The 13,214-nt window shown below is 70.2% G+C and carries 12 protein-coding genes; 4 read left to right on the forward strand and 8 right to left on the reverse strand.

Annotated elements, in window-relative coordinates:
• Positions 1–87 precede the first annotated feature (87 nt).
• On the forward strand, positions 88–816 hold the full coding sequence (locus C6N40_RS05690; protein ID WP_106990047.1) for a TorF family putative porin: 729 nt from the start codon (positions 88–90) through the stop codon (positions 814–816).
• Between the two features lie 76 nt (positions 817–892).
• Here C6N40_RS05690 and tdh read toward each other — a convergent pair whose 3' ends face one another.
• Positions 893–1,915 carry an L-threonine 3-dehydrogenase gene (tdh, locus tag C6N40_RS05695; RefSeq protein ID WP_106990048.1) on the reverse strand — a complete coding sequence of 341 codons (1,023 nt, stop codon included), beginning with the start codon at positions 1,913–1,915 and terminating at the stop codon, positions 893–895.
• A gap of 94 nt (positions 1,916–2,009) precedes the next feature.
• On the reverse strand, positions 2,010–3,155 hold the full coding sequence (locus C6N40_RS05700) for an autotransporter outer membrane beta-barrel domain-containing protein (RefSeq protein ID WP_106990049.1): 1,146 nt from the start codon (positions 3,153–3,155) through the stop codon (positions 2,010–2,012).
• Between the two features lie 169 nt (positions 3,156–3,324).
• On the opposite strand from C6N40_RS05700, the gene C6N40_RS05705 reads away from it, so the two are divergent.
• From C6N40_RS05705 to C6N40_RS05715, 3 genes are all read left to right on the forward strand, one after another.
• Positions 3,325–5,391, forward strand: a complete 2,067-nt coding sequence (locus tag C6N40_RS05705; protein WP_205208560.1) for a S46 family peptidase — start codon at positions 3,325–3,327, stop codon at positions 5,389–5,391.
• Positions 5,392–5,483: 92 nt separating this feature from the next.
• Positions 5,484–6,869, forward strand: coding sequence for an MBL fold metallo-hydrolase RNA specificity domain-containing protein (locus tag C6N40_RS05710; RefSeq protein ID WP_106990051.1), 1,386 nt, complete (start codon positions 5,484–5,486; stop codon positions 6,867–6,869).
• 4 nt (positions 6,870–6,873) lie between these two features.
• Entirely contained in the window at positions 6,874–7,647 is a 774-nt protein-coding gene (locus tag C6N40_RS05715) for a DUF2189 domain-containing protein (protein ID WP_106990052.1), read from the forward strand.
• A gap of 4 nt (positions 7,648–7,651) precedes the next feature.
• Here C6N40_RS05715 and C6N40_RS05720 read toward each other — a convergent pair whose 3' ends face one another.
• The 6 genes from C6N40_RS05720 to C6N40_RS05745 all read right to left on the reverse strand — a co-directional run bounded on the left by C6N40_RS05720 (position 7,652) and on the right by C6N40_RS05745 (position 13,195).
• On the reverse strand, positions 7,652–8,119 hold the full coding sequence (locus tag C6N40_RS05720; RefSeq protein WP_106990053.1) for a YybH family protein: 468 nt from the start codon (positions 8,117–8,119) through the stop codon (positions 7,652–7,654).
• Position 8,120: 1 nt separating this feature from the next.
• On the reverse strand, positions 8,121–8,774 hold the full coding sequence (locus tag C6N40_RS13990; protein WP_162782096.1) for a hypothetical protein: 654 nt from the start codon (positions 8,772–8,774) through the stop codon (positions 8,121–8,123).
• Between the two features lie 19 nt (positions 8,775–8,793).
• A complete protein-coding gene (locus C6N40_RS05730) occupies positions 8,794–10,611 on the reverse strand; it encodes a DUF885 domain-containing protein (protein WP_106990054.1) in 1,818 nt (605 codons plus the stop codon).
• 45 nt (positions 10,612–10,656) lie between these two features.
• Positions 10,657–11,700 carry a DUF5694 domain-containing protein gene (locus C6N40_RS05735; protein WP_106990055.1) on the reverse strand — a complete coding sequence of 348 codons (1,044 nt, stop codon included), beginning with the start codon at positions 11,698–11,700 and terminating at the stop codon, positions 10,657–10,659.
• Between the two features lie 83 nt (positions 11,701–11,783).
• Complete coding sequence (locus C6N40_RS05740; RefSeq protein ID WP_425477662.1) at positions 11,784–12,548, reverse strand: queuosine precursor transporter; 765 nt, start codon at positions 12,546–12,548, stop codon at positions 11,784–11,786.
• The gene (locus C6N40_RS05745) at positions 12,545–13,195 is read right to left on the reverse strand and encodes a DUF502 domain-containing protein (RefSeq protein WP_106990056.1); all 651 of its coding nucleotides are present in this window, start codon (positions 13,193–13,195) and stop codon (positions 12,545–12,547) included. Before C6N40_RS05745 ends, C6N40_RS05740 begins: the two co-directional genes overlap by 4 nt.
• Positions 13,196–13,214: the final 19 nt, after the last annotated feature.

A 13,214-nucleotide genomic window follows, 5' to 3' on the forward strand; every position in this document is an offset into this window, starting at 1 on the left:
GGTGGGTCGGAATCATCAACGCCCGATCCCGCTGCATACAACAAGCGCGTTCCAGGCCCATCTGCCCCAACCGACGAGGATTTCCCGATGCACACCAAGAAGAAGCTGCTTCCGTTCGCCCTGGCCGCCGCCCTGCTGGCGCTGCCGCTGGCCGCCACCGCCCAGGACGAGGCGGCCGAAGAAGAAGAGTCCATGTTCAGCTGGAACGCCGCGCTGACCTCCGACTACATGTTCCGCGGCGCCTCCCAGACCGACGGCGAGGCCGCGCTGCAGCTCGGCGCCGACCTCAACTTCGACAACGGCTTCTACGTCGGCGTCTGGGCCTCGAACGTGGACTTCGGCACCGGCGGCCCGGATGTCGAGGTCGACACCTACATCGGCTGGAACACCGACCTGGGCGAGCGCGTCAACCTCGACCTGATGCTCAACCGCTACAACTACCTGGGCGAGCAGGACGGTTACGGCGCCATCGACTACAACGAGTTCATCGGCACCCTGACCCTGGACGAGACCTGGTCGTTCACCCTGGGCTACACCAACGATGTCTACGCGCTCGACGACGACGGCTTCTACTACGGCCTCGGCGGCAGCTTCGACGTGGGCATGGGCTGGGGCCTGGACGTGACCGTCGGCCACAGCACCTTCGGTTCGTCCACCGGCTACGAGGACTACAGCGACTTCTCGGTCGGCGTGAACCGCGACTTCGGCCCGGTCAACGTGGCCGTCGGCTACTACGGCACCGACTCGGCCGGCGACGACAACTTCGGCGACACGGCCGACAACCGCTTCGTGGTGACCTTCTCGATCGGCGGCTGAACCCGGCATTCGATCGAAACGAAGAAGGGCGCCCCGCGGGGCGCCCTTCTTTTATTGCGGGGCCGGCGGCAGCCGATCACCCCCAGCTGCAGACCACCTTGCCGCACTGCCCGGTTTCCATCAGCTCGAAGCCCTTCTGGAAATCGTCGATGTGCACCTGGTGGGTGAGGACCTTCTGCAGCGGGAAGCCGGACTGCACGAGCTGGGTCATCTTGTACCAGGTCTCGTACATCTTGCGGCCGTAGATGCCGTGCAGCACCAGGCCCTTGAAGATCACCTTGTCCCAGTTGATGCCGGCGCCGTTGGGCAGGATGCCGAGCAGGGCGATCTTGCCGCCGTGGTACATGCAGTCGAGCATGTCGTTGAAGGCGTGCGGATTGCCGCTCATCTCGAGGGCCACGTCGAAGCCCTCCATGTGCAGGTCCTTCATCACGTCCTTGAGCGACTGCTTGGACACGTTCACCACGCGGGTGGCGCCCATGTCGGCGGCCAGCTTGAGGCGGTAGTCGTTGACGTCGGTGACCACCACGTTGCGCGCGCCGATGTGCTTGCAGATGCCGGCGGCGATGATGCCGATCGGGCCGGCACCGGTGATCAGCACGTCCTCGCCGACCACGTCGAACTCCAGCGCACAGTGCGCGGCGTTGCCGTAGGGGTCGAAGAAGGCGGCCAGCTCGGACGGGATCGAGTCCGGGATCGGCCACAGGTTCGAGGACGGCATCACGATGTATTCGGCGAAGGCGCCGTGGCGGTTCACGCCGATGCCGGTGGTGTTCGGGCACAGGTGCTGGCGGCCGGCGCGGCAGTTGCGGCAGTGGCCGCAGACGATGTGGCCCTCGGCCGAGACGCGGTCGCCGATGGCGTAGCCGGTGACGCCCGGACCCATCTCGACGATGCGGCCGACGAACTCGTGGCCGATCACCAGGCCCGGCTTGATGGTGCGCTGGCTCCACTCGTCCCACTTGTAGATGTGCAGGTCGGTGCCGCAGATCGCGGTCTTCTCGAGCTTGATCAGCACTTCGTTCGGCCCGGGCGTGGGCACCGGCACCTGTTCCATCCAGATGCCCTTCTCGGGGTTGCGCTTCACCAGCGCCTTCATCATTTGCTGAGCCATGTCCGGTTCCGTGGCGGGCCCGAGGCGGGCCGGTCAGCCGACAATTATACGCCGGCGGCGTTAACCGGCCGGGAAGGATTCAGGGCAGCTCGATGCGCCAGCCCAGGGCCAGCAGCCGCTCGTCCAAGAAGCCGTGGCCGAAGCGCTGGCGCCACTCAATGAAGGCCGACTGCCCCCCGGGGAAGACGAACACCGCGCCCAGCGCCGCCTCGCCCCAATCGGCGTCGGCGTCGTCGGTTTCGAACACCACGGGCGTGCCGTTGGCGTCGCCGACGAAGCGCACCGCCAGCGGCCGCGACGGGTTGGCGAACTCGTGCCGCCAGCCCACCCGGGCCAGCGGCTGCCAGACGCCCCAGCTGGCCGACACCGTGCGCGACAGGCCCAGGTCGAGGCGGCCGCGGTGGCTGGTGATGCTGCGGCCGGGCACGGAGATCGCCAGGCCGGCGCCTCCGGTTTCGGAATAGGCCTCGATTTCCGTTCGCTGCCAGTCCACGCCGCCCGAGACCTGCCACTCCCAGCCCGCGGCCGGTTGGCTCCAGGACAGGCCCAGGCCGGCGAGCCGGCGCCGGGCGCTGGCGTCGGCACTGGCCAGCGTCTGCACCGACGTGCCGTCGGGCAGGGTGTAGTCGATGGCGCGGCGCAGCGCGTAGTCGCCGTCCAGCCAGCCGGCGTAGGCGTCCACCGACAGCGCGTCGACGGGCATCCAGCCCAGCATCAGCAGCGCGCCGCCGTAGCGGGTGCGGGTGCTGCCGTCGGAGGCCAGGAAGTCGAGCTCCTCGCGGGCGTGGCTGGCAAGCAGGCCCAGCCGCCAGCGTTCGTGTGGCGCCCAGTCCACGCCGGCCGACAGGGCCCAGGTGTCGCCGTCGAAGGGCGCCTCGTTGATGCCGTCGCGGCGCTTGAGCCGTCCGCTGTCGGCGCTGGCGAACACCGACCAGCCGCCGCCGAGTTCGCTGCGCGCTTCGGCCTTGTCGGGGGCGCCGTCGCGGGTGGCTGCGCGTCCCTGGCCGGGGATCTCGCCGAGGAAGTTGCCTGCCGCGGACAAGTCGCGACTGCCCGGGCCGCCGTTGGCGATCTCGAGGCAGCGCTGTTCCAGATCGCTGCCCGGGGCGGCGCCGGGGCAGAGCGCGGACCAGAGGCTTGCCAGCGCGTCGTCGGGCGCCTGCGCCCGCGCCGGACCGGTGGAAAGGGCCAGCAGGCCCGCCAGCACGCAAGCAAGTGCACGCATATCCAGGTCCCCTTGTCCCCTGCCGAAAGTCTGGGCCGGAGGTGGCTGCCCGCGAACGCCGCCGCTGCTAGGCTTGGGGTTTAGCCACCACCAAGGTCACAAACGTATGCGCGTAGCAATCCTGGCCGCCTCCCTGGCGCTGTCCCTGTCCGCCCAGGCCCGCGAGGGCATGTGGGTGCCGCAGCAACTGCCGGAGATCGCCGGCCCGCTCCGGGAGGCCGGCCTCGAGCTGCCGCCGGAACAGCTGGCCAACCTCACGGGCGACCCGATGGGCGCCGTCGTGGCGCTGGGCGGCTGCACGGCCTCGTTCGTCTCGCCCGAGGGCCTGGTGGTCACCAACCACCACTGCGCCTACGGCGCGATCCAGCTCAACTCGACCGCCGAGCGCAACCTGATGAAGGACGGTTTCGTCGCCACCGAGCGCGCCCAGGAGCTCTCGGCCGGCCCGAACGCCCGCGTCTACGTAATGGACCGCATCACCGACGTGACCGACAAGGTGCAGGCTGCGGCCGGCGACCTGGGCGGCATCGAGCGCAACAAGGCGCTCGAGGCCATCCAGAAGCAGCTGATCGCCGAGTGCGAGGAAGGCGAGGGCTACCGCTGCACGCTCTACAGCTTCTTCAGCGGCCAGACCTACCGCCTGTTCCGCCAGGTCGAGATCCGGGACGTGCGCCTGGTCTACGCGCCCCCGGGCAGCATCGGTGCCTACGGCGGCGACATCGACAACTGGATGTGGCCGCGCCACACCGGCGACTTCGCCTTCTACCGCGCCTACGTCGGCAAGGACGGCAAGCCGGCCGCCTATTCCGAGGACAACGTGCCCTACCAGCCCTCGCAGCACCTCAAGCTCGCGCCGGAAGGCCTGGAGAAGGGTGATTTTGTGATGGTCGCCGGCTACCCGGGCACCACCAGCCGCTACGCCCTGTACGACGAGTTCCAGGCCGTGGCCGACTGGCAGTACCCGGTCGTGGGCCAGCACCTGCGCAACCTGGTGGCCATCATCGAGGCCGCCGGCAAGGCCGACGCCGACCAGGAAGTGAAGTACGCCAGCCAGGTGCGCGGTTACCACAACGCCATGAAGAACTGGGAAGGCCAGCTCGAAGGCTTCGCCCGCATCGACGCCAGCGCCACCAAGCGCAGCGAGGAGCAGGCCGTGCTGGCCTGGCTGCGCGGGCAGGGCGGCAAGGGCAAGGCCGGCCTCGAGGCGCACGCGAAGCTGGTGGCCCTGGCCGCCGAGACCCGCGAGACCCGCGAGCGCGACCTCGTCCTCGCCCAGATCGCCAACGGCGGCCTGCTCGGCAACCTGCGCATGCTCCATCGCCTGGCCATCGAGTCGGCCAGGCCCGACGCCGAGCGCAGCCCGGGTTACCAGCAGCGCGACCTGCCACGCAGCCAGGGCGCGGTGCAGCAGCTCGAGCGCCGCTACCACCCGGCCATGGAGAAGCAGCTGATGGCCTACTGGCTGCGCGAGTACCTCAAGCTGCCGGCCGGCCAGCGCGTGGAAGCCATCGACGCCTGGCTGGGCGGCAACGACGAGGCGGCGATCAGCCGCGCGCTCGACGCCACCTACGGCGGCACCGGGCTCGAGGGCAGCGAGGCCCGCATGGCCCTGCTCGGCGCCGACCAGGCCACGATCGAGTCCAGCCAGGATCCGCTGATGAAGCTGGCGGTGGCGCTGCACCCGACCATGAAGGCCATGGAGGATCGCAACGACGCGCGCTCGGGCGAACAGAACCGCTACCGCCCGGTCTTCCTGGCCGCGGTGCAGGACTACAAGCGCAGCCAGGGCAAGGCCGTCTACCCGGACGCCAACCTCAGCCTGCGCATCACCTACGGCAACGTGCAGGGCTACGCGCCGAAGGACGGCGTGTTCTACACGCCGTTCACCACGCTCGACGGCCTGGTCGCCAAGGCCACCGGGGTCGAGCCCTTCGACGCGCCCAAGGCGCAGCTCGACGCCATCGCCGCGATGAGCGCCGAAGAGAAGGCCGCCGTGCCGGTGAACTTCCTCTCCGACCTCGACATCACCGGCGGCAATTCCGGCTCGCCGGTGCTCAACGGCAAGGGTGAGCTTGTCGGCCTGGCCTTCGACGGCAACTGGGAGTCGGTGAGCTCGAACTGGGTGTTCGACCCGGCCATGACCCGCATGATCGCCGTCGACCACCGCTACATGGTCTGGGTGATGGACACCGTCTACCCGGCCCGCCACCTGCTGCAGGAAATGGGCGTGCGCTGAGCCGCCCATTGCCACTGTACGAGCGCCTTCGGGCGCTCCTACAAAGGGGTGGGAATGTTTTACAGTGGGGCAACCGAAAAAGGGGTCCCAGCATGCAGGTACGTTTCCATGGCGCCGCCGGTGAAGTCACCGGCTCCTGCCACGAGGTCGAGGCCAACGGCCATCGGCTGCTGCTCGATTGCGGCATGATCCAGGGCAGCGACGAGGACGAACGCCGCAACTGGGATCCGTTCCCGTTCGACCCCCAGGAAATCGACGCGGTCGTGCTCAGCCACGCCCACATCGACCACAGCGGCCGCCTGCCGCTGCTGGTCAAGCGCGGCTACCGCGGCCCGATCTGGACCCAGTGGGCCACCGCCGACCTGCTCAAGGTGATGCTCGAGGACGCCGCCTCGCTGGCCGAGATGGACGCCGAGCGCGACAACAAGTACCGCCGCGACGGCAAGACCAACCACAAGCCGCTGTTCAACCACGGCGACGTGGCCCGGGTGCTCGACCAGGTCCGCGCCATCGACTACGACCAGCCCAAGAAAATCCTCGGCGGCGTCACCGTCACCCTGCGCGACGCCGGCCACATCCTGGGTTCGGCCTCGGTGGAGGTGGTTGCGGACGAACCCACCGGCCGGCGCACGCTGGCCTTTTCCGGCGACATTGGCCCGCACGGCACGCCGATCCTGCGCGACCCGGTGCCGGTGCCGGCGGCCGACCTGGTGCTGCTCGAGTCGACCTACGGTGGTCGCGAGCACCGCGAGCGCGGCGCCACGCTCGACGAAATAAAGGACGTCCTGGACCACGCTTGGGCCGACCAGGGCAACGTGATCATCCCGGCCTTCGCGGTCGGCCGCAGCCAGGAGCTGCTGTACTGGTTCGCGCGCCAGTGGGACGAGTGGGACATGTCGCGCTGGAAGATCTTCCTCGACAGCCCCATGGCGATGCGCGTGGTGGACGTCTACGGCCGCCACGAAACGCTGTTCGACGAGGATGCGCAGGAAGTCTGGAACGGCCGCCCCCATCCGTTCAAGCTGCCCAATCTGCACCTGACGCCGGAAGTGTCCCAGTCGCAGGAGATCAACAACATCCGCGGCGGCGCGATCATCATCGCCGGCTCGGGCATGTGCAACGGCGGCCGCGTGCGCCACCACCTGCGCCAGAACCTGGGGCGCAAGCAGGCGCACGTGATGTTCGTCGGCTACCAGGCCAAGGGCACGCTGGGCCGCCGGCTGGTGGACGGCGCCGAGTCGGTGCGCATGTGGGGCGAGGAGATCCGCGTCAACGCAGTGCGCCATACCGTCGGCGGCCTGTCGGCGCATGCCGGCCAGTCGGGCCTGGTGGATTGGTACGGCCAGATCGCCGGCCGCCCGCCGGTCGTACTGGTGCACGGCGAGGACGACGCCCGCGAGGCACTGGCCACCGCGCTCGACCGCAAGCTGGGCGCGACGGTCAGCCTGGCGCGGCCGGAAATGACCGTCGAGGTCTGAGCCCATGTCGTCGACCGGCGGCGAACCCGCAGTCGAACGACCGTTCGCGGTGCCCTGCCGCGAACTCGACGCCGGTGCGCCGCTGCGCTGGCTGCGCGCCGGCTGGCGCGACTATCGCCGGTCCCCGGGCCTGAGCCTGCTGTTCGGCGTCGCGATCGTGCTCGCCTCCATCGCGATCTCGGCGCTGGCCTGGTGGCTCGGGCGTTTCGCCCTGCTGGCGGCCCTGCTCTCGGGCTTCATCTTCGTCGCGCCGCTGGTGGCGGTCGGCCTGTACTGCGTGAGCCGCGAGCTCGAGGCCGGGCGGCGGCCGGAGCTGCGCGATTCCTTCGTGCTGGCGCGGCGCGTGGTGGGGCAGGCCGGCGTGTTCGCCCTGGCCCAGGGCGTGGTGCTGATGCTGTGGTCGCGCGCCGGCATGATGGTCAATGCGCTGGTGCCGGTGGAGCGGGGCGACCTGGCCACCTGGATCGAGTTCCTGGCCATCGGGTCGGCGGCCGGTTCGGTGTTCGCCGCCTTCACCTTCGCCGCCGCGGCGTTTTCGCTGCCGATGATCGCCGACCGCGACGTCGACATGGTCACCGCCGGCGTGTCGAGCGTGAACGCGGTGCTGCGCAACAAGGGCGTGGCCCTGCTGTGGGCGGTGCTGATAGTGCTGCTCACCGCGGTGGGTTTCGCCACCGCCTTCCTCGGCCTGGCGCTGGTGATGCCCTGGCTGGCCTACGCCACCTGGCACGCCTACCGCGACACCCTCGACGCCTCGGACTGGCCGCGGCTGGACTGAGGCCTCAGCCGGCCGGACGGCACAGGCAGGTGCCGTCGTCGAACACCACCTTCCACGAGCCGTCGGCTTCGCGCCGCCAGGTGGAGCGGAACTCGGCGATGGGCTTGCCGGAGGGGTCGAACACCGGGCCCTTGGTCGCGGCGAGGTCGCCGCTCGCGTTCACCACCACCGTTTCCGGCCGCCATGAGAACGGCGCCTGCTCGCCTTCGAAGTACTTGCTCCACGCTGCGACGATGGCCGCCTTGCCGCGCAGTGTGTTCGGCCCCGGCGAGAAGATGGCGTCCTCGGCGATGAAGCCGGCGAAGGCGTCGAGGTCGCGTTCGGCCATGGTGCGGGCGAAGGCGGCTTCGGTGGCTCGTGCACCGGCCTCGAGCGCGGCCACGTCCACGGCCGCGGGCGCGGCGGCCGGCACGCTGGCGCAGCCGGCGAGCGGCAGCGCCAGGGTGAGCAGGGCGGTGCGCAGGCCGGCCACCTCAGCCGCCGAGGAACTTGAGCAACAGGCCGATGTTCTGCGCCCGCAGCTCGGCCAGGCGGGCCTGTCGCGCCTTGAAGGCTTCGATGGCTTCGTCGTCCATGCCCTCGAACGGGTCTTCGAGGTCGGCCATCATCTCGTCCCGGCCCTTTTCGACCTCGGCGCGGGTCGCACCGTCCAGTTCGGCATCGTCCATGTCGCTGTAGATGGCCGTCATCATCTCGTGCATGTCGACCCTGCCCAGCACATCGAAAAGATGCTCTTTGAGCAGGGTGTAGTCGCCGGGCGACACGCCAGCGGCCTCGGCCGCCGCGGCCTCGATCGCCTCGATGTCGACGTTGCCCAGCGCGATCAGCCTGCCGGCGTCCGTCTCGGCGCTGGCCAGCTTGTCGAGCGCGGCCTGCAGGCCCTCGTTCTCACGCACCAGGCCGCGCTCGAGGCCCTCGAGCACCGCGGCGGTGAGCGCCGGGCGGTCCGCAGGCTCTTCCGACGGCTCCTCGTCGAACTCGCCCTCGTCGCCGGCCAGGTCGGCCGACTCCTCCAGCGTCACGTCGCGGGTGGCTTCGCCGCCCGTGTCCTCCGTGCCGCCCGTGCAGCCGCCGAGCGCGAGCAGGGCGGCGAGGGCCAGGGCAAGCGGGGTCTTTTCCAGGGTCATGATGTTTCCTTTCCGGGGTTCAGGGTTTGCGCGCGGCGATCCAGCGGTCGATCTTGGCCTCGAGCACGGCCAGCGGCACCGAGCCGTCCTGCAGCACCTCGGCATGGAAGCCGCGGATGTCGAAGTCCTCGCCCAGTTCGGCTTCCGCGCGGTCGCGCAGTTCCTGGATCTTGAGCTCGCCGACCTTGTAGGCCAGGGCCTGGCCGGCGATGGCGATGTAACGCTCGGTCTCGGACACCGCCTCGGTGTCGCTGGTGGCCGAGTTGGCCTTCATGTACTCGATCACCTGCTCGCGGGTCCAACCCTTGGAGTGCAGGCCGGTGTCCACCACCAGGCGGATCGCGCGCCACAGTTCGGCCTGCAGGCGGCCGAAGTACTGGTGCGGGTCGGTGTACACGCCCAGTTCCTTGCCCAGCGACTCGGCGTACAGGCCCCAGCCCTCGATGAAGGCCGTTTCGCCGCCGAAGCGGCGGAAGGCCGGCAGGCCCTGGAGCTCCTGCTGCAGCGCGATCTGGAAGTGGTGGCCGGGGATGGCCTCGTGCAGGAACAGCGACTCGGCGTCCCAGGTCTTGCGGGTCGGCAGGTCGTAGGTGTTGACGTAGAAGATGCCCGGGCGGCTGCCGTCCTCGCTGGGGCGCATGTAGCTGCCGCCGGCGGCCGACTGGGCGCGGAAGGCCTCGACCGGGCGGATCTCGAAGGCCGCGGCGGGCTTGAGCGAGAACAGCTCGTCCGCGCGTTCGTTGACCTTGGCCTCGAGCGCGCGGTAGGCGGTGAGCAGGGCATCCTCGCTCTCGAACTCGAACTGCTTGTCGGTGGTCATGAACTGGAAGAACTCGGCGCGGCTGCCGGTGAAACCGACCTCCTGCATCACCGCATCCATTTCCCCGTGGATGCGCGCCACCTCGGCCAGGCCGATGTCGTGGATCTGCGCCGGCGACAGGTCGGTGGTGGTGGACATGCGCACGCGGTAGGCATACCAGGCCTCGCCGTCGGGCAGCGCCGACAGCGACACCGTGTCGCGGCAGGCCGGCAGGTACTCATCGGCGACGAAGGCGCGCAGTTCGCGGTAGGCCGGCATCAGCTGCTCGGCGATGAGCGTGCGGTAGGCCTCGGTGAGCCGCGCCTTGTCCTGCTCGCTGAAGCCTTCCGGGAAGCCGGCCACCGGGCGCCAGAACAGGGTGTCCTCGGGCTTGTCCTTGATCAGCGCGTCGATCTGCGGGATCACCTTCTGCATCAGCACCTTCGGCTGCACCACGCCGTTGGCCATGCCGGTGCGCATGTTCGCCTGCATGGTCCGCATCAGGTCCGGGAACTTCCCGGCGCGGGCCAGCCAGTTGTCGTAGTCCTGCACGGTGGCGAAGGGCTGGGCGCTGGTGCCCGAACCGAGTTGGGCGAACATGCCGGTGAGGTTGTAGAACTGGTTGAGCGGCTGCTGCCAGTCCGGGAAACGCTCGCCCTCGATCTCGGCCTCGAGGTCGCGCACGAAGATCTGGTAGCTCAGCAGGTCCTGGCCGGCGAGGCCGTCGCTGCCGATGGCCTGGGCGCGGGCCAGCCAGTCGCGGCTGAAGGCGGCCTGCTTGTCGCGGAATTCGGCGCTGAAGAAGTCAGGCAGCTGGTCGTTGTAGCGGGCGTCGCCGATGAAGGTGGCCTGCAGGGGGTTGAGCGCCAGCGAGGCTTCCCAGAAGTCGGCGTACAGCTGCTCGAGCTGAGCGGCACGCGCGGCCGCCTGCTCGGCGCTGACGGCCGGGGCGGCGGTGGCCGCGGTGTCGGGGGAGCCGGCCGGCGAACAGCCGGCGAGGGCGATGGCCAGGGCGAGGGCAAGCGGGCGCAGGGTCATGTCGGGGTCCTTGGGCAGGGCGAGGGAATGTCGGGGCGCAGGGTGTCAGGGTGTCGAGAGTAGCGCCTGCGCATTGCGGACCTCCACCCAAGGCAGGGCCCCGAGCGAGGCCTGCAGGAAGGGGCGGTGCGCGCCCCCCACCAGCAGCAGCACGCGTTCGCCGTCTGCGCGCGCGAGCTCGCGCGCGAGGTAGGCGGTGATTTCGGCGTTGCGGGCGTGCCAGAGCATCAGCCGGCGCTTGTCGGCGTCATGGCCGACACCGCGGTCGAACACGGCCCACTCGGCGGCCAGGTCGGCCCGGGCGAAGGATTCCGAGTTCATCCAGGCCAGCAGGCCAAGCAGGCCGTCCGGGCTCGTGGCGTCCCAGTGGCTGGCCTGCTGCGCGTTGAAGTCTTCGAGGCCGCGACCCACCGACGGGTCGGCGAGCAGGGGCATGAGCTCGTCGGCCAGCGCGTTCACGCCCAGCTCGTCGACGAAGGGATCGACGGCACACAGCTCGCGCTGGCCGAGCGAGCGGGCCAGGGGCAGGGCCAGTGACGCGATCTCGTTTTCGCTGGCCGCCAAGGCATCGAGCCGGCCGGCGGCCACCCGGCCGATGCGGGCCTGGGCGGCCTCGCGCTGCGCAGGCGACAGGCGGCTCCAGTTCAGCGCCGCCGACCACGGCTCGTGGCCGGCCAGTTGCAGGGAGACCAGGCGGACCTGCTGCGCCTCGTCGAGCGCCGGCATCGCCGCCAGCCGGCCGGCCTCGGCACGGGCCTGGCGGCCTTCAAGCCCCAGCCGGGCCTGCTGCTCGCCGGCGAGCCGCACCGCGTCCATGGCGAAGGTGGACAGCAGCTCGCCGTGGCGTGCCGGGTCGGCCAGGAAGGCCTCGACCCGCTCGCCGGGGATAGCCTCGATGCACACGCGGGTCGGCGCGTACCCGGCCAGCCGCCGCACCACGGCCTCGCGCTGCGCCGCATCGGGGGCCGGCTGCAGCATGGCCAGGTGCGCGGTCCCGACCACCACGACCTCGGCCGCCGGCGAGGCGGCCGATGCCAGCAGGGCCAGGGCGAGGGCGACGGCGGACAGGGGTTTGGCGGACTTGGACACGGCGGGGCGCTCCCGGGAGCATGGGCGGACCTGCCCAGTCTGGGGCGCGCTGCGCCCGGCGGCCCGGGCTGGAAGTCACGGCCTCAGCCGCGCGCGGCGGCGGCGCGCAGTTCCGCGGCCTGGCCCGGGCCAAGCCAGAGGGTGATCAGTCGGCGCACCAGGTAGATCAGCGGGATCAGGGCGATGGCGCAGGCCATCTTGTAGCCGTAGTTCATGCTCGCCACGGCCAGCCACAGCGAGGTGGGCCACTGCTGCGGGCCGAGCACGAAGGCGATCCAGAGCACGATCAGGCTGTCGAAGAGCTGCGAGACGGCCGTCGAGCCGGTGGCGCGCAGCCAGACCATGCGCTCGCCGGTGGCCCGGCGGATGCGGTGGAACACGCTCACGTCCACCAGCTGGCCGATGAGGAAGGCCACCAGCGAACCACCGATGGTCCACAGGCCCTGGCCGAACACCGCCGCGAACGCGGCCTGGTAGTCGGGCACGCCCTGGTCGGCGGCCACGCCCACCCACCACGAGGCCGGCGCCAGCGAGATGGCCAGGTAGGCGAACACGAAGCCGTAGCTGATCAGCGCCACGGCCAGCCAGCTGATGAAGCGCACGCCGCGCTTGCCGAAGAACTCGTTGATGACGTCGGTCATCACGAACACGATCGGCCAGACCAGGGTGCCGGCAGTGAAGTTGAGCGAGCCGTTCTGGCCGAAGAGGTTCCACTCGAAGGGCGCCACGCCCAGCGTGTCCTCGAGCGCGAAGATCTTCACGCCGATGAACTCGGCCAGCAGCGCGTTGCTGACGAAGAAGGCCGCCAGTACCAGGAACAGGCGGTTGGCGCGTTCGGCGCTGGTCACGATTCGCGGCCGGGGCGGTCGAAGGGCATGGTGTCGGGGCTGACGGCGCCGCCGGAGATGATGAAGGACATCGCCTCGTCCACGCTCCAGTCGGTGGGCGTGAGCCGGTCGACGGGGACGATCTCGAGGTAGCCCGAGGTCGGGTTGGGCGTGGTGGGCACGTACACCGCCGCCAGCTCGCGGCCGGTGCCCTGCTCGCGGATGACGCGGGTGACGAAACCCACGCACTTCATCTCGCGGTGCGGGAAGTCGATGAGCACCACGCGCTGGGTGCCGTCGGGCTTGGTCTGCAGCAGGTCGAGCAGCTTGCGGGCGCTGCCGTACACCGTGCTGGCCAGCGGGATGCGGGCGATCAGGCCCTCGAACCAGCCCAGCAGCTGCTGGCCGACCACGCGCCGCGCCAGGGCGCCGACGGCGATGATCACGAAGATGGTGGCCACCACGGCGAAGGCCGACTGTGCCCACGGATCGTCCACCCAGCCCAGCCAGTCCGGATGCGTGGCCGCCAGCCGCGCCGAGAGCGGGGCGACCACCGGCTGGCTGGTGTCCTTGAGCAGGGCAAGCACGAACTTGAAGACGATCCAGACCAGCCAGATCGGCAGCAGGGTCAGGAGGCCGGTGAGGAAGTAGGCACGGAGGCGTCGCATGGCCGGAGTGTAGGCCAAG

This window comes from Arenimonas caeni, from assembly GCF_003024235.1.
In the GTDB taxonomy this organism is placed as follows: domain Bacteria; phylum Pseudomonadota; class Gammaproteobacteria; order Xanthomonadales; family Xanthomonadaceae; genus Arenimonas; species Arenimonas caeni.